Source organism: Microbacterium sp. H6, from assembly GCF_003314775.1.
In the GTDB taxonomy this organism is placed as follows: Bacteria; Actinomycetota; Actinomycetes; order Actinomycetales; family Microbacteriaceae; genus Microbacterium; species Microbacterium oxydans.
The window spans coordinates 7,286-27,604 of sequence record NZ_QOAY01000260.1; the positions used below are offsets into that span (position 1 = coordinate 7,286).

19 protein-coding genes are annotated in these 20,319 nt (G+C 68.2%); 6 read left to right on the forward strand and 13 right to left on the reverse strand.

The window, feature by feature from the left end:
* Both DSP71_RS16715 and DSP71_RS16720 read right to left on the reverse strand, forming a co-directional pair.
* Positions 1-722, reverse strand: a 722-nt coding sequence (locus DSP71_RS16715) for an ABC transporter permease (protein WP_258546508.1), incomplete at its 3' end; no start/stop codon positions are given.
* Positions 719-1,678 carry an ABC transporter ATP-binding protein gene (locus DSP71_RS16720; protein ID WP_113681640.1) on the reverse strand — a complete coding sequence of 320 codons (960 nt, stop codon included), beginning with the start codon at positions 1,676-1,678 and terminating at the stop codon, positions 719-721. The genes DSP71_RS16715 and DSP71_RS16720, both read right to left, overlap by 4 nt.
* Before the next feature lie 89 nt (positions 1,679-1,767).
* Here DSP71_RS16720 and DSP71_RS16725 point away from each other — a divergent pair, with 89 nt between their 5' ends.
* Both DSP71_RS16725 and DSP71_RS16730 read left to right on the forward strand, forming a co-directional pair.
* Entirely contained in the window at positions 1,768-2,166 is a 399-nt protein-coding gene (locus tag DSP71_RS16725; protein ID WP_046748802.1) for a YccF domain-containing protein, read from the forward strand.
* A gap of 40 nt (positions 2,167-2,206) precedes the next feature.
* Positions 2,207-2,668, forward strand: a complete 462-nt coding sequence (locus DSP71_RS16730; RefSeq protein ID WP_113681641.1) for a hemerythrin domain-containing protein — start codon at positions 2,207-2,209, stop codon at positions 2,666-2,668.
* 16 nt (positions 2,669-2,684) lie between these two features.
* Here the strand turns inward: DSP71_RS16730 and DSP71_RS16735 are convergent, their stop codons facing one another.
* Entirely contained in the window at positions 2,685-3,671 is a 987-nt protein-coding gene (locus DSP71_RS16735) for a glycerophosphodiester phosphodiesterase family protein (RefSeq protein WP_061018613.1), read from the reverse strand.
* A gap of 90 nt (positions 3,672-3,761) precedes the next feature.
* Between DSP71_RS16735 and DSP71_RS16740 the strand changes: the two genes are divergently transcribed.
* Together DSP71_RS16740 and DSP71_RS16745 are read left to right on the forward strand one after the other, a co-directional pair.
* Positions 3,762-4,682 carry a Bax inhibitor-1/YccA family protein gene (locus DSP71_RS16740; protein ID WP_046748800.1) on the forward strand — a complete coding sequence of 307 codons (921 nt, stop codon included), beginning with the start codon at positions 3,762-3,764 and terminating at the stop codon, positions 4,680-4,682.
* Between the two features lie 168 nt (positions 4,683-4,850).
* Complete coding sequence (locus DSP71_RS16745) at positions 4,851-5,123, forward strand: GlsB/YeaQ/YmgE family stress response membrane protein (protein WP_045263759.1); 273 nt, start codon at positions 4,851-4,853, stop codon at positions 5,121-5,123.
* A gap of 61 nt (positions 5,124-5,184) precedes the next feature.
* Here DSP71_RS16745 and DSP71_RS16750 read toward each other — a convergent pair whose 3' ends face one another.
* The 5 genes from DSP71_RS16750 to DSP71_RS16770 all read right to left on the reverse strand — a co-directional run bounded on the left by DSP71_RS16750 (position 5,185) and on the right by DSP71_RS16770 (position 10,551).
* Positions 5,185-6,480 carry an RNA polymerase sigma factor gene (locus tag DSP71_RS16750; RefSeq protein ID WP_061018580.1) on the reverse strand — a complete coding sequence of 432 codons (1,296 nt, stop codon included), beginning with the start codon at positions 6,478-6,480 and terminating at the stop codon, positions 5,185-5,187.
* A 13-nt stretch (positions 6,481-6,493) separates the two neighbouring features.
* Positions 6,494-6,919 (reverse strand): YciI family protein, encoded by a 426-nt coding sequence (locus DSP71_RS16755; protein ID WP_058632653.1) that lies wholly within the window; start codon positions 6,917-6,919, stop codon positions 6,494-6,496.
* 139 nt (positions 6,920-7,058) lie between these two features.
* The gene (locus DSP71_RS16760; protein ID WP_113681642.1) at positions 7,059-8,447 is read right to left on the reverse strand and encodes a glycosyltransferase; all 1,389 of its coding nucleotides are present in this window, start codon (positions 8,445-8,447) and stop codon (positions 7,059-7,061) included.
* 8 nt (positions 8,448-8,455) lie between these two features.
* Positions 8,456-10,042, reverse strand: coding sequence for a glutamine-hydrolyzing GMP synthase (gene guaA / locus DSP71_RS16765; protein ID WP_058632651.1), 1,587 nt, complete (start codon positions 10,040-10,042; stop codon positions 8,456-8,458).
* On the reverse strand, positions 10,039-10,551 hold the full coding sequence (locus tag DSP71_RS16770) for a DUF3817 domain-containing protein (RefSeq protein WP_021198891.1): 513 nt from the start codon (positions 10,549-10,551) through the stop codon (positions 10,039-10,041). Before DSP71_RS16770 ends, guaA begins: the two co-directional genes overlap by 4 nt.
* A gap of 118 nt (positions 10,552-10,669) precedes the next feature.
* Here DSP71_RS16770 and DSP71_RS16775 point away from each other — a divergent pair, with 118 nt between their 5' ends.
* Complete coding sequence (locus DSP71_RS16775; RefSeq protein ID WP_061018615.1) at positions 10,670-11,293, forward strand: glyoxalase; 624 nt, start codon at positions 10,670-10,672, stop codon at positions 11,291-11,293.
* Between the two features lie 9 nt (positions 11,294-11,302).
* Here the strand turns inward: DSP71_RS16775 and DSP71_RS16780 are convergent, their stop codons facing one another.
* The 5 genes from DSP71_RS16780 to DSP71_RS16800 form a co-directional block, all read right to left on the reverse strand.
* Positions 11,303-12,577, reverse strand: coding sequence for a HipA domain-containing protein (locus tag DSP71_RS16780; RefSeq protein ID WP_113681643.1), 1,275 nt, complete (start codon positions 12,575-12,577; stop codon positions 11,303-11,305).
* Complete coding sequence (locus DSP71_RS24685) at positions 12,574-12,855, reverse strand: helix-turn-helix domain-containing protein (RefSeq protein WP_058632649.1); 282 nt, start codon at positions 12,853-12,855, stop codon at positions 12,574-12,576. The genes DSP71_RS16780 and DSP71_RS24685 overlap by 4 nt, the downstream gene beginning before the upstream one ends.
* Positions 12,856-13,029: 174 nt before the next feature.
* Positions 13,030-17,649, reverse strand: coding sequence for an ExeM/NucH family extracellular endonuclease (locus DSP71_RS16790; RefSeq protein WP_061018584.1), 4,620 nt, complete (start codon positions 17,647-17,649; stop codon positions 13,030-13,032).
* Between the two features lie 236 nt (positions 17,650-17,885).
* The gene (locus DSP71_RS16795; RefSeq protein WP_046749044.1) at positions 17,886-18,647 is read right to left on the reverse strand and encodes an SURF1 family protein; all 762 of its coding nucleotides are present in this window, start codon (positions 18,645-18,647) and stop codon (positions 17,886-17,888) included.
* Between the two features lie 59 nt (positions 18,648-18,706).
* A complete protein-coding gene (locus DSP71_RS16800) occupies positions 18,707-19,822 on the reverse strand; it encodes a GuaB3 family IMP dehydrogenase-related protein (RefSeq protein WP_046748792.1) in 1,116 nt (371 codons plus the stop codon).
* 73 nt (positions 19,823-19,895) lie between these two features.
* Here DSP71_RS16800 and DSP71_RS16805 point away from each other — a divergent pair.
* Positions 19,896-20,319 (forward strand): FAD-dependent oxidoreductase (locus tag DSP71_RS16805; protein WP_113681644.1); only part of this gene is annotated, 424 nt, incomplete at its 3' end.

Below are 20,319 nucleotides of genomic sequence, written 5' to 3' on the forward strand. Positions count from 1 at the left end.
ACGAAGGGGTTCGCCGACAGGGTCCACCAGACCAGATCGAATCGCGGCACCTCCTGCATGCTGTTCACCTCCCAGCGATCGCATTCGGGGTTGCCGTTCGCGTCGTACGGGCGGGAGTAGACGGTGGCCTCGCCGCGCACCGCCATGCCGCCGAGTCCGAACGCGATCAGCGTTCCGAACACGAGGGCGGCGACCACGAGATACGTCGTCGCCACCGAGAACAGCGGGCGCGCGATGAGACCGCTCAGGCCCACGCCGATCGCGGCGACGACGATGATCTCGGCGGCGAGCACGAGCAGGGAGACGAGCAGCACGACGGGGTTGGTGCCTCCGCCGAGCAGGGAGAGCCCGAGGAACGGAACCGCCACGACCAGGAAGGCACCGCCGGTGGCGACCGCAGCGACGAGCTTGCCCAGCATGATGTCACCGGTCGATGCGGCGGTCACCTGCACCGCGGCGAGGGTGGCGGCATCCCGATCGCCGTTGATCGCGTTGCCGCTGAGCGTCGGCGAGACGAGCACGACCAGCAGCAGGACGACGTGGACCACGATCGAGTACACGCCGGCGCCGATCGCGTCGCCCCACGAGTACACGGCGAAAGACAGAGCCGTGACGCCGAGCAGTACCAGAGCGAAGACGCCGAGCAGCACGTACCACCCGACGCTGCGCAGCCGCTGGGTCAGTTCCAGTCGGGCGATGATGCCGATGTTCGCGAGGCTCATGCGCCCGCCTCCGTTCCGGTGGGTGCTGGGGGCGGTGACGCCTGTTGCAGGTTCAGGAAGGTGTGCTCCAGCTGGCTCTGCGCCGGCGCGAACTCGACGACCGGGAGTCCCGCCTCGACGAGGTGCCGCAGTGCCTGCGCCGCAGCCCCCTCCCCTTCCAGGCGGACGAGCACTGCACCGCGATCCTGTCCGAGCGATTCGGGCGCAATGCCGAGGGTCGATGCCACCTGCCATGCGTCGGCCTTCGTCCGCTCCTCCGTCGCGCCGGCGAGACGCACCCGCCAGGCCCGCATCACGCGCTGTGCCGGCGCAGCGTCGACGACGGAGCCGGCGACGAGGAACACCGCGTCGTCGACGACCTCGTCCAGCTCGGAGAGGATGTGGCTGGAGATCAGCACGGTGCGCCCCTCGGCGGCAAGGCCGCGCAGCAGCACGCGCAACTGCACCCGCGCTTCGGGGTCGAGACCGGAGGCCGGCTCATCGAGGAGAAGGACCTGCGGATCGTGCACGAGGGCACGCGCGAGTCCGAGCTTCTGCTTCTGGCCACGGGAGAGCACCTTGGCCGGGGAGTCAGCGAGGTCAGCCAGACCGACGAGGGCGAGCAGCTGCTGGGCGCGGACCTCGGCATCGGGCTTCTCGATCCCGTACAGACGGGAGGTCGTGACGATGGTCTCGCGAGCTGTGAGCGACGGCCAGGCGCCGAGCGCGTCCGGCATCCAGCCGAGCAGACGTCGCGCGGCGAGCGGGTCGACCGACGGGTCGACACCGCCGATGCTGATCGTCCCCGCGTCGGGAGCGAGCAGGGAGGCGAGCATCAGGAGCAGCGTCGTCTTGCCCGCACCGTTCGGACCAACGAGGCCGGTCACGCGCCCCGGCTCCGCCTGAAGAGTGGCCCCCTTCACCGCCTGCACCGTCCCGAATGCTCTGCTGACGTCTTGCACAACGATTCCGGTCATGCGGTCAGTCTGGCATCCGCACATGGTCTCGACCGGGACCTCCGGGCGGATGCTCAGTCCCGGCGGGTGGGTGGTGACACAATCGGCTCATGCGCACGATCCTCAACATCATCTGGGTCATCCTGGCCGGATGGGCCCTGTTCCTCGGGTACGTCCTGGCCGGCATCCTGCTGTGCATCCCGATCATCACGATCCCGTGGGCGATCGCCTCGTTCCGCATCGCCGCCTACGCGATCTGGCCCTTCGGACGAGAGGTCATCAGCAAGCCGACCGCCGGGGTCGGATCGTTCCTCGGCAACGTGCTCTGGGTGATCCTCGCCGGCTGGTGGCTCGCGATCGGCCACATCGTCTCGGGCATCCTGCTGTGCATCACGATCATCGGCATCCCGATGGGCATCGCCGACTTCAAGATGGTCCCCGTCTCCCTCATGCCGCTGGGCAAGGAGATCGTCTCCACGCGGCGCGGTGCCTTCGACCGCACACTCTGAACGGGATGCCTCCTGCACTGAACCGATCTACACTGGCGCGATGGATGCCGCCCGCCTGATCGCCTGGGATCAGGAGCTACGGTCGGCGCATTCCCGCCTGCGTGCCGCCCTCGCTGCCACGCGCGACGCGCTCGCCCGGGGTGCGGACTTGCCGGATGCGACGTCGGAGCTCGTGCTCTACTGCATCGGCTTCTGCGCCGCCCTCGACGGTCACCACGGCGCCGAGGACCGGCAGCTCTTCCCCTCCCTGCGCGCCGAACATCCCGAGCTCGGCGGAGTCATCGACAAGCTCATGCAGGATCACTCGATGCTCGCCCACCTGCTCGCCTCGCTGCGCAGTGCGGCCGAGCGCGGAGATGACTCGGCGACGATCGGCGCGCACCTCGACGGGATCGCGGCGATCATGGAATCGCACTTCCGGTTCGAGGAACGGGAGATCCTCGAACCGCTGCGCACGCTGACGCTCGACGACGATGTGAAGAGCGTGCTCGGCCCGCTCTGACGCGGTCGGGGACGACTCAGCCGCGGAAGAAGGCGACGCCCAGATCCGGGTGGTCCACGAACACCCCGTCGATGCCCTGACGGGCGAGGACGCCCCACTCCGCCTCGTAGTCGCCGAACTCCCCGCGGCCGCCCGGTCCTCGGAACTCCGCGGCGAGGAAGGCGTTCTCCGGTCGGCATGTCCACGTGAAGACCTGAAGTCCGCGCGCGTGCGCATCCGCGACGATCGTGTTGCCGCGGTCGAGCAGCATCTTCTTGCTCACGCTGATGCCGTCGACCCGGCCGACCAGAGCGTCGAGCCCCTTCGGCGCGACCGTCTCCTTGTAGGTGAGAGCACGCTTGCCCTCCGCCACCAGCAGGTCGTAGGGACGCCCCGACGCCTCGATCAGATAGATGTACGAGGCCGAGATCCCGCGCTCTCGCAGCTGCCCGAGCACGGTCGATTCGAAGCACTCGATCACCAGGGGCAGCTCGCCCTCGGCCCATCCGGCGTCGCGCAGCTCGAGGTCGATGAGCGGGGCGAGCTCAAGGCCGATGCTCGCGAAGTACGTGGCGTGCTTGACCTCGAGCACCACGCCGATCTCGCGTCCGTGCTCCACCGAACCCTCACGCACGATGTCGAGCACGTCGCGCAGTCGCAGGATCTGCTGAGCGCCGTCGAAACTCGCGCTCGAGGCCCGCACCTCCGGCAGACGCTCCCGGATACGCAGGGTGGACAGCTCCGCCCAGGTGAAGTCCTCGGTGAACCAGCCGGTCAGCGCGTTTCCGTCGACGCGTTTGGTCGTCTTGCGGTCGGCGAACTCCGGATGGTCCGCCACATCGGTCGTGCCCGAGATCTCGTTCTCGTGACGCACGATGAGCACACCGTCCTTCGTCGCCACGACGTCGGGTTCGACCGCATCCACCCCCATGGCGAGGGCGAGCTCGTAGGAGGAGCGGCTGTGCTCCGGACGGTAGCCGGGCGCACCGCGGTGCCCGATGACGAGGGGGGAATTCCTGGGCACGCTCTCAGCGTAGAACACCCCGGCGGCGCCCCCTGCCGAGTATCGTGGAGGAAAGAGACCTACTACCCCCCTTTGGAGTGAGGCCCACCAATGAGCAACTTCGCTTTCAACAACCCTGCTTTCCAGCAGCAGGACCCGCGCAACGTCGCGACGTACCCGGGCGGACCTCAGGCTGCCCAGGGCGCGCAGAGCGCCTCGCTCCAGCACGGGGCGATGGACGCTGCGGCCAACGCACAGCTCGAGGGCATGTACGCGGCACCGCCCGCCGGCGCCATCGAGACCGACCGCATGTCGGTCGAGGACACCGTCTGGAAGACCGCCGGCCTGTTCGGCATCCTGCTCGTCACCGCCGCGATCGGCTGGGTGCTGACGCTCGGCGGACTCGACGTCCCCCGCTACAACCCGTACAACCCCGCTGCCGTCAACGTGCTGCCGTGGGCCATCGGAGCCCTCGGCGGCTTCGTGCTCGCCATGGTCATCACGTTCACGTCGCGCAAGAAGGTGCGCCCCGCGCTCATCTTCGCCTACGCGGCCTTCGAGGGTCTCTTCATCGGCGGCATCTCGGCGTTCTTCGAGGTGCAGTGGCCCGGCATCGTGTTCCAGGCGACGCTCGCGACGATCTCGGTCGTCGGTGTGACCCTCGCGCTCTTCGCGAGCGGCAAGATCCGCGCCTCGAAGAAGGCCACCAAGATCTTCATGATCGCGATGATCGGCTACCTGGTCTTCTCGCTTCTGAACCTCGTCCTCATGTGGACGGGCGTGAACACCAACGCGTTCGGTCTGTTCAGCCAGGAGATCTTCGGCATCCCGCTCGGCCTCATCATCGGCGTCCTCGTCGTGATCATGGCCGCGTACTCGCTGGTGCTCGACTTCGATCAGATCCAGCAGGGCGTCCGCAACGGCGCTCCCCGCAAGTACGGCTGGCTCGGCGCCTTCGGCATCATGGTCACTGTCGTGTGGCTCTACGTCGAGATCCTGCGCATCATCGCGATCGCCCGCGGCAACAACTGACGCGACCACGTCGCCACAGTCGCAGAGGCCCGTCTCCCACGAGGGAGTCGGGCCTCTTGGCATATCCGGGGGTGCGCGCGCAAGGGGTTGGCACTCGGAACCGGATTTCGGCAGGCTTGTGGACAAGAAGCCCCGGCACCCCGGGGCTCCCGATCACAGGAGCTGACCATGAGTTTTCTCGGCTTTCTTCTTCTCGGCCTCATCGCCGGTGCCATCGCCAAGCTGATCCTTCCCGGCAAGCAGGGCGGCGGCTGGTTCATCACGCTGCTTCTCGGCGTCGTGGGTGCGCTGCTCGGCGGCTGGCTCGGCAGCCTGATCCTCAACCGTCCGCTGACCGAGTTCTGGGACCTGGGCACGTGGCTCCTCGCCATCGGCGGCTCGATCATCGTCCTGCTGATCTACGGCCTGATCGCCGGCCGTGGCCAGAAGGTCAACGACTGACGATCCCCCGGATCCAGACGCCCGCCCCCTTCGGCAGCATCACGCTACCGAAGGGGGCGGGTCATTTCTGTGCGCCCTGCGCCTTGCGCTCCAGCAGTGCGCGCTCCCGATCGTTGCCGGCGAGCGCCGCCGCGGTGGCGAACTCGCTGCGGGCCTCCTCCTCGCGACCGAGTCGACGCAGCAGCTCTCCCCGAGTGGCCGGCAGTAGATGGTAGCCGCGCAGCGCCCCGGAACTCGCCAGCTCGTCGATGATGCGCAGCGCGGACGCAGGGCCGGTTGCCATCGCGACGGCCGCCGCTCGATTGAGCTCCACCACCGGTGACGGGGAGATGCGGCCCAGCGCCTCGTACAGCAGGACGATCCGATCCCAGTCCGTCTCGTCGACCGACGCCGCCACGGCATGACACTCCGCGATCGCCGCCTGCAGGCAATACGTCCCCCGGCCGCGGCCGAGCGCATCGGCGGTGGCGAGAGAAGCCCGACCCCGCGCGATACGACCCCGGTCCCAGCGCCTGCGATCCTGATCGGCCAGCAGCACGGGGTCTCCATGTCTGTCCACCCGCGCGGCGAACCGGGCCGCCGTGAGCTCCATCAGGGACAGCAGACCGTGCGCCTCGGGTTCCTGCGGCATGAGAGCGGCGAGCACCCGGCCGAGGCGGATGGCCTCGTCGCTCAGCTCAGGACGCATCCATTCAGGCCCACTGCTCGCGGCGTGCGCCTCGTTGAAGATCAGATACAGCACCCCGAGGATCGCACCGATGCGCTGAGCCCGCTCCTCACGGGGCGGCACTTCGAACGGAGCGTTCGCGGCGGCGAGCGTCTTCTTCGCGCGGACGATGCGCTGCTGCACGGTCGCCGTCGGCACCAGGAACGCACGGGCGATCTCCTCACTCGACAGCCCGCCGACGACACGCAGCGTCAGAGCGACCTGAGCCTCCTTGGCGAGGACCGGGTGGCAGGAGATGAAGATCAGTCGCAGCACGTCGTCATCCACGGCATCCGGATCCCACAGCAGGTCGCCGCCCTCCGCCTGTTCCCGCTCCAGGTCATGCGCGAGTAGGGCCACCCTGTCGTCGAGTCGTTCCTGGCGGCGCCACCGGTCGATGGCCTTGCGCTTCGCGACCGCCGTCAACCATGCCCCGGCGTTACGCGGAACACCCTCGACCGGCCACTGCTGCAACGCATCGATCAACGCTTCCTGGGCCAGGTCCTCCGCGAGCCCGAAGTCACCCACCATCCGGGTGAGCGCGCCGACGATACGCGCCGACTCGATGCGCCACACCGCGGCGACGGCGCGCTCCGCCGACCCGGGATCGGGTGCCGAGCGCGCCGTCTCGCTGTGCACGGGAGGCGTCATCGCTGCTCGTCCGTCACTGCTGCGCGCGCTGCTCTGCGTCCTCGCGCCAGCCCGCTTCCTTCTGGATCCACTCGTTGTCGGCGGGGAAGTCCTCGACGCCGGTCACGCGACGCACCTCGAGGTACGACCCTCGTCCGAGAGGAGCACGGCTCGCCCACTCCGCTGCCTCTTCGCGCGTGGGGACCTCGATGATCCAGAAGCCGTTGAAGAGCTCTTTGGTCTCGCCGTAGGGGCCGTCGGTGATCAGCGGCTTCTCGGCGCTGAAGTCGACGACGAAGCCCTCGGCTGCGTCGGTCAGTCCCTCACCGGCCACGAGCACACCGGCCTTGATCATGGATTCGTTGTACTTGCCCATGGCCTCGATGACCTGGTCGAAGGGCATCTCCTTGTACGCCTCCACAGCCTCGTCGGTCGCGCGCATGATGAGCATGAACTTCATGGTGTTCTCCTTGTTCGATGGGCCGTCTCTCGACCCTCTCATCTAGGACGTCGAACGGGAACGCCGCGGATCGACATCGTTCCGGAATTCTCTCCGAGAAATTCTGTCCGAGCGACGGAGAAGCTCTGGTCTCGGGAAGTCAGGCGCGACGGGACGGGCGCGCGGCGGCTTCGGCGATCACTGCCGTGAGGGCGTCGAGCGAGCGCTGCGGGCTCCACGCGGCCGCGACCGACGGGGCTTCGGCGCTCAGAGCCGCAAGTCGATCGGGGTCTGTGAGCAGTGCGCGGATCGCCTGTCCCAGCGCCTCGACGTCACCGCTCGGGACCAGAACGCCGCCGCCCTGTTCCAGGACATCGCGGATACCGTACCGGGCGTCGTAGGACACCACCGGGGCACCGTGCAGGAGCGCCTCGACGATCGACAGCGGCTGTCCCTCGAAGGCGGTCGCGGTGACGATCATCGCGGCTCGATCGAGAACGGTTCCCGGTGAATCCGTGTAGCCGGCGAGGAGCACACGACCTCCCGCATCGAGCTCCGCGATCAACGCGCGCAGCCGTTCCTCCTCCGGGCCGCCGCCCCAGATCTCCATGCGGGTGCCAGGTACGTCGGCCGCGAGGAAGGCGCGGATCGCCTGATCGACGCGTTTTCCGGCGGCGAGGCGCCCCAGCACGACCACGAGGCCCTCCTCGCGCAGGTCGTCGCTACGGTCGACCGGAGCGATGGGGTTCGGCACCAGGACGTGCCGTGCCGATGCACCGAAGCGCGACACGACGTCATCGCGCTGCGTGGCGGTCGGCCAGATCACGGCGTCGAACCGGTCGGCCAGCCGGAACCACCGTGTCCAGAGCGTGTTCATCGGGGCATCAGGCGTGTACGGCGCCTCCACGTGCATGGTGTGGATCGTGTGCAGGATGCGCACGCGCGGGTCGGACCAGTCCGCGATGAGCTCGCCGAGCTGCCTGGACTCGCAGATCACGATGATCCGACGGTCGCCGAAGGCCGCGGTCACGTGGTCGAGCCAGGCTCGATAGAGGCCGCGGAAGCCGTGCAGCGCTCCCGTCACCTGGCCCGCGGCGTCGTAGACGAGCACGGGCTCCTCGCTCAGATGCCAGTCCGGGTTGCCCGGGATCACCGGCAGCGCCGCGAACGGTCGCCCCTCGGCATCCGTGAGCACCCGGTACTCCACATCGGGATCGGCGCTCACCGCGGGATCGGCGGCTGTCCGCAGCCAATCGGCCGCTCCCCCGCCGGAAGCCGTGGCCTCGTCGAACAGGTTGCGCATCCGCGAGGAGTCGACGAGCGCACCCTGCTCCACGAACGTCTGCCGGTGCGCGGCATGGTCGGCCGCGGTTCCTGGGTCGAACGTGAGCAGCTGCGGGCCCGATCCGTCGGCCACACCGGCGCTCGCGAGCTGGCGGGCACGGGCCAGCGTCGCGATCGTGTATCCGCCGTCCATACCGGGGATGAGCCGACTGGACAGCACCAGATACTCGGCGTCGGGAAGTGCCGGCGCCGCGTCGGGGAGCATCGTGCTCCCTACTCCCACTCGATCGTCCCCGGCGGCTTCGACGTGACGTCGAGCACGACGCGGTTGACGTCGCGGACGCCGTTCGTGATGCGGTTGGAGATCTTCGACAGCACGTCGTACGGCAGGCGCGTCCAGTCGGCCGTCATGGCGTCTTCACTCGACACCGGGCGCAGCACGATCGGGTGACCGTAGGTGCGACCGTCACCCTGCACGCCCACCGAGCGCACGTCGGCCAGGAGCACGACCGGGCACTGCCAGATTTCCTGGTCGAGGCCGGCCTTGGTCAGCTCCTCACGGGCGATGGCGTCGGCCTCACGCAGAATCTCGAGACGGTCAGCGGTGACCTCACCGATGATCCTGATGCCGAGGCCGGGCCCCGGAAACGGCTGGCGTCCGACGATGGCCTCGGGGATGCCCAGCTCGCGGCCGATCGCACGCACCTCGTCCTTGAACAGGGCGCGCAGCGGCTCGATCAGCTCGAAGTCGAGGTCGTCCGGGAGACCGCCCACGTTGTGGTGCGACTTGATGTTCGCGGTGCCCGCACCGCCGCCGGACTCGACGACGTCGGGGTAGAGCGTGCCCTGCACGAGGAACTTCACCGGAGCACCGCCCGAGGCCTTGGCCTCAGCGACGAGGTCGAGCTGCACCTTCTCGAACGCGCGGATGAACTCGCGGCCGATGATCTTGCGCTTCTCCTCGGGGTCGGTCACACCCTGGAGGTGACCGAGGAACGTGTCGGCGGCATCGACCGTGATGAGGCGCACACCGGTGGATTCGACGTAGTCCTTCTCGACCTGCTCGCGCTCGCCCTTGCGGAGAAGCCCGTGGTCGACGAAGACGGCCGTGAGCTGGTCGCCGATGGCCTTGTGCACGAGAGCGGTCGAGACCGCGGAATCGACGCCACCGGAGAGCGCGGAGATGACGCGGGCGTCACCCACCTGCTCCCGGATGCGCTCGATCTGCTCGGCGATCACGTTGCCGCTGTTCCAGTCCGAGGCGAGTCCGGCACCCTTGTGGAGGAAGTTCTCCAGCACACGCTGGCCATGGTCGGAGTGCTTGACCTCGGGGTGCCACTGCACACCGTAGAAACCGCGCTCGGGGTTCGCGAATGCGGCGACCTTGGTCGCTTCCGTCGTCGCGAGCACCTCGAAGCCGTCGGGGGCCTTGGCCACCTGGTCGCCGTGGCTCATCCAGACGTTCTGCTGCACCGGCTGGCCGCCGAGCAGCGTGCCGCCGTCGCCCGTGATGACGGCGTCCGTCGCGCCGTACTCGCGCAGACCGGTGTTCGCGACCTCGCCGCCCAGTGTCTGGGCCATGTACTGGAAGCCGTAGCAGATGCCGAGAGTCGGGACACCGAGATCGAAGACCGCGGGGTCGAGCTTGGGGGCACCCTCCTCGTACACCGACGACGGTCCGCCGGAGAGGATGATCGCGACCGGGTTCTTCGCGGCGATCTCCTCTGCTGTGGCGGTGTGCGGCACGATCTCGCTGTACACACCCGCCTCACGGACGCGACGGGCGATCAGCTGCGCGTACTGCGCGCCGAAGTCGACGACGAGCGCAGGACGCTGCTGGGTCTCGGACTGTTCGGTCAACGGACACCTTCCGGGGCGGGGGCGGAGGCCTCGGCGGCCTCCCTGGTGGCGAGATAGGTCTTGACTTCACGGGCGACGACCGCCTCCATGAAGAACGACAGCAGCGGCACGACGCCGCCGAGCGCGAGGAGGATGAAGCGCGGGAAGCGCCAGCGCATCAGGCTCCACATGCGGAAGCACGCGAAGAGGTACACGACATAGAACCAGCCGTGCGCCACGAGGATGAACAGCGACAGGTTGAAGCCGTCACCCAGAGACGTCATCTCGCAGGAGTTCGTCATGGGGGCGAACAGCGACCACCACTGGCAGTCGGGACCGGCGAGCACGCCGGCGAACCAGAGCGGACCTCCGGAGCCGCCCATGAAGAGCTCGAGGTGGATCGGCGTGTACTTCAGCACCATCTCGGTCAACAGCAGGAGCAGCATGACACCTGTGATGATCGACGCGATCTGGTAGAACTTCAGCGCACCGCGGATCGCCGGAAAGCTGGCGACTTTCGGTTCGGGCATGCGTCCAGTCTAGCCGCCGGGAAATCGTGACGAATCCGGCAGCGGCGTCCGGGAGAGGGCGATGCATCGGTCAGGAATCGAGAAGCGGCCGGAAGGTCACGGTCGTAGCGTCTTCGACATGAACACGACCATCGATTCCCTCACCCTCGACGTCCCGGATGTGGACGCCGCCCGCTCCTTCTACGCGGAGGCGTTCGACCTGGGCGACCGCCTGCGGTTCCGCGCCGCGGATGCCCCCTCCTCCGGCTTCCGCGGCTACACGCTGTCGCTCGTCGTCTCGCAGCCCGCGAACGTGCACGCGCTCGTCGATGCGGCCGTCGCCGCGGGGGCCACCGTGATCAAGCCCGTATCGAAGTCGCTCTGGGGCGTCGGCGGCACGATTCAGGCACCCGATGGTGCCATCTGGAAGGTCGCCACCTCGGCGAAGAAGGACACCGCTCACCCGAGTCGCACGGTGGACGAGATCGTGCTGCTGCTCGGCGCGAAGGACGTGGTGGCCTCGAAGGCCTTCTACGCAGATCGCGGCATCCCGGTCGACAAGAGCTTCGGGCGCAGCTACGTGCAGTTCGACACCGGATCCGGCTCGATCGGCCTCGGCCTGTACCGGCACGCGTCACTCGCCAAGGATGCGGGCGTTCCGGCGGACGGCTCGGGCTCGCATCGGATCACCGTCAACGGCGTGCTCGGTGCGGCCGTCGATCCCGACGGCTTCGTCTGGGCTCCCGTCGCGGTGAGCGCCTAGGCGACGCGTTCACCACCCGTGATGGCGAGCGCGCTCCTCGACGGCCTCTACGAGCCGATCGGCGTAGTCCAGTCCGTCGTCGTCCGCTAGGAGGTCGGCGCGCGCGGCCACGAAGGCGGCGGAGACCCCGCCGCGGATTCGCTCGACGGCATCCCGTGCCGCCTGCGCCTCGACTCCGAGCGTTTTGGCCGCTTTCAACCAGTGCGTCATCCCAATGCGTGCCATCACGCGCTCGCCTCCGATGGACACCGCAGAGGGCATCGGCTGATCCCCTCGGTAGAGCGCGTTGCTTCCGAGGTCGTAGAGAGGCGCCAACCTCATCTGCGTCCCCGAATGGATGACGGAGTAATTCTTGGCATGTGCATCGGTGTTCGCCGCGGCGCAGGTGAAGACGAGCGCTTCGAACAGCTCGTTCGCCGCGCGCCGCTGCTCGGATGGGGCGAACGCCCGCACCACCCGAGCGAACTTCTCCAGCCCGGGGCCACCGTCGGATTGGTACTTGAGCGCGGGGTCGACGCTGAGTGCCTGCGCGAAATCCTCCTGATGGAGTCGGTGGAGCCGATCGCCGGCTTGGACACGGTCATAGCGCTTCGCGACGAAGACGAAGTCGCCGCGGTCCGTGACCATGAGCCCGTGGTCGGCGACCCGCAACCCCAGACGACGCCCAGCTCTCATGGTCAGAAACTCGTTGACGTCGTGACGGCCACCACGCGCTGCGGGCTTCAGGATGTGGGTGGTCGGCGTCGAATCCCGCGGAACACCCCATTGGCCGTCGTCTGAACGGTACAGCGCAAGCTTCGGCTGCGCACCGGCGAGGCTCCAACGGAACTCGTCGTACCTCTCGGACCAATTCCCTGCGGAATCGACCACGGACGCGACGAGTTCGCCGAGGTCGTCGATGTAATGCACGTCACCCGTGCGCGCCGCAGCGTCGTCGGACGCTTCGCCCGGAGGCAACAGCTGGAGCGCACCGGCCGTATCACGTCCGACATGGCGGAGGAGACCCATCGGGTTCCGGGGACTCGTGTGATGCGCAGCAGCGATGCCCTCCAGAGTTGCGGGGTTGTCGCTCAGCAACCCCTGCAGGAACGGTCGTGCCACCCGGTTGCCGTACTCCGCACCGGCCACGAGTGGCATCGAGATCGAGAGTGGCGTCGCCACGGGCGACAGATCGTCGTCATACGCGAAGCTGATCGCGCCATGCGCATTCTGAGTGAACAGGCCGGTGCGCTGACCATCGACGAACGCGACCAGATCGCCCTGCGCAGAGGATGCGGCGTTCATCTCCCGCCCTCCTCCTCGCTCCACAAGGCACTGAGATCGAACGAGGAATCGCCTTTTGCGTGCTCCTGGACGTTCAGCTGCAGTCCGAGAGACTCCACCACATGCAGAACCCGGCGAAGCGTCGGGTTGTCGAGGCGCCCAGTCTCCAGCTTCACCAACCAAGGCCTATCGACGTCCGCCCGCTCAGCAAGCTCCGTCTGACTCCAGCCTCGACGCAGACGCGCGCTTCTCAGAACGGCCCCGAGCTGTCGCGCTGAGTGGAATGGTTGACTCTCCATGACACCTCCATGCTGTGTGTTTAAAAACACTATCGCCTATGTGTCGTAAAAGTAACACTTGGCTTAGTGCGTTTGAACACACTTCTCGGCCTGTGGTCTGGAACACACAATCGGGCGAGGAGACGACGAAGGCCGCCGGGATCACTCCCGACGGCCTTCGCCTGTGTCATCCGGTCAGAACCACCGGGTCAGCAGCTCCCAGAGCCAGTCGAGGATCGCACCGATGATCCCGCCTGCCCGGTTGACGGTGACCGTCGCGGTCGCCGCGTCCCCGTCCGCCTGCGATGCGGCGACGGTGTACTTGCCGGACGGAGCGCTCTTCGGCACGGTGACCGACGTGCTGAAGGTGCCGTCTGCGCCGACCTGGACGGTGCCGACCTGCACCGGCTTGCCCTTCTTCGGACGCAGTTCGATGCTCACGGTCTCGCCGGGCACGTAGCCGGCGCCGGTGACCTTGAGGTTCTTGCCCGCGGTCACCTTGGACGAGCCGAGGGCGATCGTGCCGGCGAACGCCTCTTCGCCCGCGATCGTGAACGGCACCTGCACCGTGGTTCCGGTACCGGCGACGGCCACCGTGAGCACCTGCTCACCGAAGACACCGGACGGGACCGTGAAGGTCAGGCTGGCGCGCCCACCCTCGTCGGTGGTGTCGACGACCGCGGGGTCGACCGCACCGGCTGCGAGCTGCGTGCCACCGAGCGACAGCGTCACCTCGCCCGGAGCCGGCTCACCGGCGCTGAACGCCAGCGAGGAGAGCGACACGGTCACCTGGTCGCCGGCGCTGTAGCCGTCGGCATCCGCCGGGCTGACCGCCACGCCGACCGCGCGCTGGGCGTAGTCGGGGCTCGCGGTCTTGTTCGCGTCGAACCAGTCGACCATGGACTGCAGGTCGACCTTGCCGGTGTCGCGCTTACCCGTGCCCTCCTTGAAGGTGAAGAAGTTGTCTCCACCCGCCGCGAGGAACGAGTTGGCTGCGACCGTGTAGTTCGCAGCCGGGTCGAGCGCCGCACCGTTGAGCGTGATCGAGGTGATCCGCGAACCCTGCGCCGCGGCGGGGTCGTAGGTGTAGACCAGCCCCTTCGAGACGCCGAGCTTCAGGAACGGACGAGCCGAACCGGCCGGCTGCCACTGCTCCTCGAGAACACCCTTCAGCTGCGCACCCGTGAGCGTCAGCGTCACCAGCGTGTTGGCGAACGGCTGGACCGTCGCCGCCTCGCGGTAGGTGACGTTGCCCGCCGGATCGTTCGCGCCCGCCGAGGCGTACGTGAGGTTGGCACGGATGCCACCCGGGTTCATGATCGCCACATCGGCGCCCGTGGACCACTTCTGCACGTCGGCGACGAAGTTGCCGATGGTGGACTCGCCACCGCGGTTCTCCGACCCGTTCGTCTGACGTGCGCGGTTGAAGTCGGCGGTGATGTCTCCGACCTTGATCGCACCCAGCACATCGGCCTCGGCCTTCGCCTGGTCGACGATCGCCTGCACCTCGGGCACGGCTGGGTACAGCGGCTTGCCCGCAGCGGTGAGGGGCTTGATCTCGTTGGTGATCGAGATCAGGTCCTTCGTCTTCGGGTCGACCTTGATGTTCATCAGGCCCAGGTTCTCGCCGTACTGCCCCGCGGAGACCACCGGGCGGCCGTCGATCACGTGGTTGTAGGCGAGGTGGGTGTGCGCCGAGACGATCGCGTCCACGTCGCCGTCGACCCCGTAGACGATCTCGCCGAGCGGCGAGTCCGGGGTGATGCTGGAGACGGCGGTGCTGGATGCACCCTCGTGCACGAGCAGGATGACGACATCCGCCTCGCCGTTGGACTCGTCACCGTCGCGCAGGTCGTCGGCCACCGCGTTCACGGAGTCGACGATGCTGCGCACCTCGAGGTCCTTGATGCCCTCGGGCGAGACGAGCGAATCGAGGTCTTCGGTGACCGCTCCGACGAAACCGACCCGCACCCCGTCGAGCTCCTTCACCCATGCCGGTGCGAGCGCGGGCTCGCCGGTCTCGGTGACGAACACGTTCGAGGAGATGTACTCCCAGTCCGCGCGGTCCTGCACGCGGTCGCGGAGGTCGGCCCAGCCCTGATCGAACTCGTGGTTGCCCGCCGCGCTGACGTCGAGGCCGGCCGCGTTGAGCGCGTCGATCGTGGGGTTGTCGTCGTTGATGAACGAGGTGAACGTCGAGGCGCCGATCAGGTCGCCGGCACCGGCGAAGATCGTGTTCGGATTCGCCTCACGGAACTGCTTGACCGCACCGGCCAGCACCGCTGCACCCGCTGCGGCACCGTCGGCCTCGATGCGACCGTGGAAGTCGTTCACCGTGACGACGTCGATGCTCACCGGCGGGATCTCCGAGGAGACGCCGACGATGATCGGGTCGTGGTCGCTGGAACGGTAGGGCGTGCCCTGCTCGGTCGCGCCGAAGGCATAGCCACGGTCGCTCCACTCGGGCGAGTTGATGCCCCACACGCCGGCGCCGGTGATCGACGAGACGAGCGACGGAGACGCGATCACGTGGTCGAGCGATCCGAGCTCGCCGTCGAACGAATACGTGTACTGACCAGATGCCTTGTCGGCGACGAGGTCGCTCCACCCGTTCGAGGTGAACACGTCGATCGGGTCTTCCTTGCCGTAGGCGTTGAAGTCGCCGATCAGCAGCATGTCGCCGCTGCCTGTCGTCTCTTCCAGCTGTGCGGTGAAGGCGAGGATCGCGTTCGCCTGCTTCACCCGGTCGGCGTTGAAGAAGCCCTGACCGTCGGCCGGCTCCGCACCTGCCCCCTCGGGCGGCGACTTCGACTTCAGGTGGTTCGCCACCACCGTGACCACGCGTCCGTCGATGTCGAACGCCTGAGCGATCGGTTCGCGGGCGTTGCCCCACACGGACTCATCGGTGACGGTGACGCTGTCGCCGACCCGCTTGACGGCGTCTTTCTTGTAGATGATCGCGTTGGTGATGAAGTCGGTCGTCGCCGCATCGTTCAGGGCCGCGGGCGTGGGCACGTAGCCCCACACGTCACTCCCGGCGTCGGCGTTGAGTCCGGCGACCAGATCCTTCAGGGCCGTGTCGATCGGCTTGCCCAGCTTCACCGAGTTCTCGATCTCCATCAGCGACACGATGTCCGCGTCCAGTCCGTTGATCGCCGCGACGATCTTGGACTTCTGGATCGCGAACTGCGCCGCGTTCGCGGCCCCGCGGGCGCTGGAGTTCTCGCTCTTCAGCGTCGTGAAGTAGTTGTAGACGTTGAACGACGCGACCTGCACGTCGCCGCCGACCTCCGGAGCCTGTGCGGGGCGCGGGTTCGTCGCCGTGAATCCGACCTTGAGGTCGGCGGACGAGGAGTCGTCGATCGGGACGACCGGCTGCAGGCGCCAGTCGTTGAAGCCCCACTGCAGCACGTAGCCGTTGTCGCCGAAGTCGACGGTGTCGCCGTTGCGGACCACCGTGTCCTTCGTGAAGTACGGCTGCTGTCCCGGGTGACCGCTGTTGGTGACCTGGATCGACCAGCCGTCATCCAGCAGGATGCGGTTCGCGCGGTTCGCTGCGGCGATCGCGGCGGCCTGATCACCGGGTCGCGTGGTCTCGGTGCTCTTCACCGCGAGCGCGTCGCCGGCGTTGAGCCAGAGCGCTCCGAAGTTGAACAGCTGGTGGCTCGAAGCCAGGCGATAGGTGCCTTCCGGGGCCACGTACATGTTCTCGTACTGCTCACGGTCGGTGCCCTGCACCGTGGCGGGCAGCGGGGTGACGGCGGGAACTCCGACGCCGGCGGTGACGACCGAGACGTCGGCGGCTGCCGCCGGGTTGATCTGCGTCTGGCCGAAGTACTCGCTCACCGAACCCGTCACCGAGACGAGGTCGCCGATCGCGAGGGTCGGGGTCAGCGCGTTCAAGAAGACGAACACACCGTCGGACGCACCGGGAGTCGCATCGGTCGTGCCGCCGGACCCCTGTGTCTGGATCACGATGCCCTTGTACCCGCCGGTGCGGTAGTCGGCCGTGACGACGCCCTCGACCTGCACGGTCTGGCCGTTCAGCGGCGAGACGTCGGTGGTGCCCTGAACCTCGGCGATCGTCGCCTTCTTCGGATCGGTGCCGGGGCCGGGGCCGGGGTCGACGCCGCCCGAGTTCTGCGGCGTGATGGCGGCGGAGAGCGTGAAGTCGGCACTGTTGACGTCGGTGTCGACACCGCCGGTGCGGTTGAGCGACTTGACGTCGGTGTTGCCGGCGGGTGCGGTCGCCGCCGCACCCTCGAACGTGTTGGACGTGCCGTAGCCGAGCAGGTCGACGACGCCGTCGACGCCCACGACCGAGCCGGGAGTGAGACTCACCGCCGCCGTACCCTCGACGAGCGCGAGCGTGCCGTTGGTGCCGCTCGGGGTCAGAGCGCTGACGGCATCAGGGGTCGGAAGCTCCGCACCGTTCGCGCCGTTGCTGTTGCCCTGCACCAGGTAGTAACCGCCAGCGGGGATCACACCGGTGAGCGGAGCGACGCCGTTGAAGGCGGCCGACCCGGTGGCGGACCGGTACTGCAGCGACATCCCGTCGAGCGTGACCGGAGCCGAGGTGGGGTTGTAGAGCTCGACGAACTTGTTCTTGAAGGCCGCGCCCGCGCTGCCGCCGGAGAGGTAGGCCTCGTTGATCACCACCCCCGTGCCCGTGGTGTCGGCTGTGGCGGGAACCGCAGCCAGCGAGCCGAGGCTCAATGCGGCGACGCAGGTCACGGCGAGAGCGCCGATGCGCCCCCGACTTCTACGGTGCGAGACGGGAGCCACGCGGTTCTCGTCATCTGGAGCGGACATCATCGGTGCTGTCTCCTCGGTCGGGTTCGACACTTCTCAGGGCTGTCACGGCACACAGGGGAAACTCCCAGCGTGCTCACATGGTGCGAGCATACGGAGCGGTCCGGACATCCTCAACGGAGTTTTCCGATTCGTCATCGAGCGCTCACCGGATGGCCGGAAGCACCCCTGACGAAGGTCACTACCGACGCACGCGAGCACGCAATTGCGCACCGCTGGGCGCGCGGATGCGCGTCCGATCAGACGACTGCGCCTTCTCCGGCCCGGTCTTCGAACTCCTCGACCTCGCGCTCCCAGGCATCCTTCGCCAGTCGGTACCAGAGGTAGAACGCGAAACCGGCGAAGATGGCCCACTCGACGGCATAGAACACGTTGAGCCAGTTGACGGGAGAAAGCTCATCGGGCGCGGGGGACGAGATGTCGACCAGCCCGGCCGTCGCGGTCGTCGAGGCGAGGTACGGACGGTAGACGTCGAGCTCCTCGATGTCGTGCCAGCGGCTGAGGAGCGCGGCGGGTGACATGCGGTCCAGTCGCTGCGGGTCGGCGTGCGGAGGCACCCTGGGGCCCTCGTCCGAGATGATGCGCCCGGTGATCTCGACCTCGGAGCCGTCAGCGGCAGCCTCGAGCTCTTCGACAGCCGCCTCGGCCGACTCCGGATCCGGTGCCCAGCCGACCGCGACGGCGATCGAGGTCCGGTCGGCCACCCGCAGCTGGCCGGTGACCCAATACCCCTCGACATCGTCGTTGAAACGGCTCGCCACGACGATGAAGTCGCCGGGAACCCAGGTGCCCGCGGTCTGGACCCGCTGGCCCACGAGCGGTTCCGGCAGATACTCCCCCGGCTGGAGCACATCCTCGAGCTGCTGCACCTGCTCGGTGGCGCCAGGGGCCGGCGGATCGGTCTCGATCGCACGTTCCAGCTGCCACTGACCGAGCCAGGCGAACACCCCGGCCACCAGGAGGCAGAGCAGGAGCATGCCGATCCAGCGTCCCCTGAGCATGACCTCGCGGAGAGTCGGGGGGAAGAGTGCAGGAGTGGTCACGGTGACGCGCAGGACCCTCAGGCCTCGTAGGGCGCCAGCACGACCTCGACCCGCTGGAACTCCTTGAGGTCGGAGTACCCGGTGGTCGCCATCGACTTGCGCAGCGCGCCGATGAGGTTGGCGGTGCCGTCGGCGACGGGCGCCGGTCCGTACAGGATCTCCTCGAGCGTGCCGATGCCACCCACCTCGACGCGGTGCCCGCGCGGGAGCTTCGGGTGATGCGCTTCAGGTCCCCAGTGGAACCCGCGTCCCGGCGCATCGGTCGCACGAGCGAGCGCGACGCCGAGCATGACGGCGTCTGCGCCCATCGCGAGAGCCTTGACGATGTCGCCGGACGTGCCGACGCCACCGTCGGCGATGACGTGCACGTAGCGCCCACCGGACTCGTCGAGGTAGTCGCGGCGCGCAGCGGCGACGTCGGAGACCGCTGTCGCCATCGGGGCGTGGATGCCGAGGGTGGCCCGCGTCGTCGAGGCCGCTCCCCCGCCGAAGCCGACGAGCACGCCCGCAGCCCCCGTGCGCATCAGGTGGAGGGCTGCCGTGTAGGTCGCAGCTCCTCCCACGATGACCGGCACATCGAGGTCGTAGATGAACTTCTTGAGGTTCAGGGGCTCGGCAACGCTCGACACGTGCTCGGCAGAGACCGTGGTCCCCCGGATCACGAACAGGTCGACACCTGCGGCGGCGACGGTGTCGTAGAACTCCTGCGTGCGCTGCGGCGTGAGGGAGCCGGCCACGGTGACGCCCGCCTCGCGGACCTCGGCGAGGCGACGGGTGATGAGCTCGGGCTTGATCGGCTCCGAGTAGAGCTCCTGCATGCGGACCGTCGCCTTGGTGTCGTCGAGACCTGCGATCTCCGCCAGCAGCGGCTCGGGGTTCTCGTAGCGTGTCCAGAGCCCCTCGAGGTCGAGCACTCCGAGGCCGCCGAGCTGGCCGAGCATGATCGCCGTCTGAGGGCTCACGACCGAGTCCATCGGCGCGCCCAGCACCGGGATCTCGAACCCGAAGGCGTCGATCGTCCAGGCGGTCGACACGTCCTCCGGGTTGCGCGTGCGCCGCGAGGGCACCACCGCGATGTCATCGAACGTGTACGCGCGACGTGCACGCTTTCCTCGGCCGAGCTCGATCTCCATGGTCACCCCTCCAGCCTACCCGGCAGGCGGAGCCGCCCGTGCTGGGAGACTGGAGGCGAGACCGGGAGGCACCATGAGGATCGAGCATGTCGACGTGGTCGTGGTGGGCGGCGGGGTCATGGGGTTGGCGACGGCCTGGGCCCTCGTACGTCGAGGACTCAGACCGGTCGTGCTGGAGAGATTCGCCCGCGGTCACCGTGAGGGCGCATCGCACGGTGCGACCCGCAACTTCAACAACGCCTACGACGAGGAGCACTACCTCGACCTGCTCGTGCGCGCCCGTCAAGGGTGGGACGCCCTCGGGTCGGTCGGCGGCGAGTCTCTCCTTCGTCTGCACGGCCTCGTGACCCACGGCGACATCGACATCGCCGCCGTGCGGTCGGGCCTGGAGGGCCGCGGCATCCCGAGTGCCGTCCTCTCGCCCGCCGAGGCGGGTGCCCGGTGGCCGGGAATGCGCTTCGGCGGCGACGTGCTGTGGTCGTCCGACGCCGGGGTCG

What these genes read in the sequence shown, in the direction of transcription:
- DSP71_RS16790 (WP_061018584.1), bottom strand. Translation starts at nt 17,649, where the DNA reads ATGATGTCCGCTCCAGATGACGAGAACCGCGTGGCTCCCGTCTCGCAC.
- DSP71_RS16750 (WP_061018580.1), bottom strand. Translation starts at nt 6,480, where the DNA reads ATGACGCCTCCCGTGCACAGCGAGACGGCGCGCTCGGCACCCGATCCC.
- DSP71_RS16730 (WP_113681641.1), top strand. Translation starts at nt 2,207, where the DNA reads ATGGATGCCGCCCGCCTGATCGCCTGGGATCAGGAGCTACGGTCGGCG.
- DSP71_RS16760 (WP_113681642.1), bottom strand. Translation starts at nt 8,447, where the DNA reads ATGCTCCCCGACGCGGCGCCGGCACTTCCCGACGCCGAGTATCTGGTG.
- DSP71_RS16755 (WP_058632653.1), bottom strand. Translation starts at nt 6,919, where the DNA reads ATGAAGTTCATGCTCATCATGCGCGCGACCGACGAGGCTGTGGAGGCG.
- DSP71_RS16745 (WP_045263759.1), top strand. Translation starts at nt 4,851, where the DNA reads ATGAGTTTTCTCGGCTTTCTTCTTCTCGGCCTCATCGCCGGTGCCATC.
- DSP71_RS16800 (WP_046748792.1), bottom strand. Translation starts at nt 19,822, where the DNA reads ATGGAGATCGAGCTCGGCCGAGGAAAGCGTGCACGTCGCGCGTACACG.
- DSP71_RS24685 (WP_058632649.1), bottom strand. Translation starts at nt 12,855, where the DNA reads ATGGAGAGTCAACCATTCCACTCAGCGCGACAGCTCGGGGCCGTTCTG.
- DSP71_RS16725 (WP_046748802.1), top strand. Translation starts at nt 1,768, where the DNA reads ATGCGCACGATCCTCAACATCATCTGGGTCATCCTGGCCGGATGGGCC.
- DSP71_RS16740 (WP_046748800.1), top strand. Translation starts at nt 3,762, where the DNA reads ATGAGCAACTTCGCTTTCAACAACCCTGCTTTCCAGCAGCAGGACCCG.
- DSP71_RS16770 (WP_021198891.1), bottom strand. Translation starts at nt 10,551, where the DNA reads ATGCCCGAACCGAAAGTCGCCAGCTTTCCGGCGATCCGCGGTGCGCTG.
- DSP71_RS16720 (WP_113681640.1), bottom strand. Translation starts at nt 1,678, where the DNA reads ATGACCGGAATCGTTGTGCAAGACGTCAGCAGAGCATTCGGGACGGTG.
- DSP71_RS16780 (WP_113681643.1), bottom strand. Translation starts at nt 12,577, where the DNA reads ATGAACGCCGCATCCTCTGCGCAGGGCGATCTGGTCGCGTTCGTCGAT.
- DSP71_RS16795 (WP_046749044.1), bottom strand. Translation starts at nt 18,647, where the DNA reads ATGCTCAGGGGACGCTGGATCGGCATGCTCCTGCTCTGCCTCCTGGTG.
- DSP71_RS16775 (WP_061018615.1), top strand. Translation starts at nt 10,670, where the DNA reads ATGAACACGACCATCGATTCCCTCACCCTCGACGTCCCGGATGTGGAC.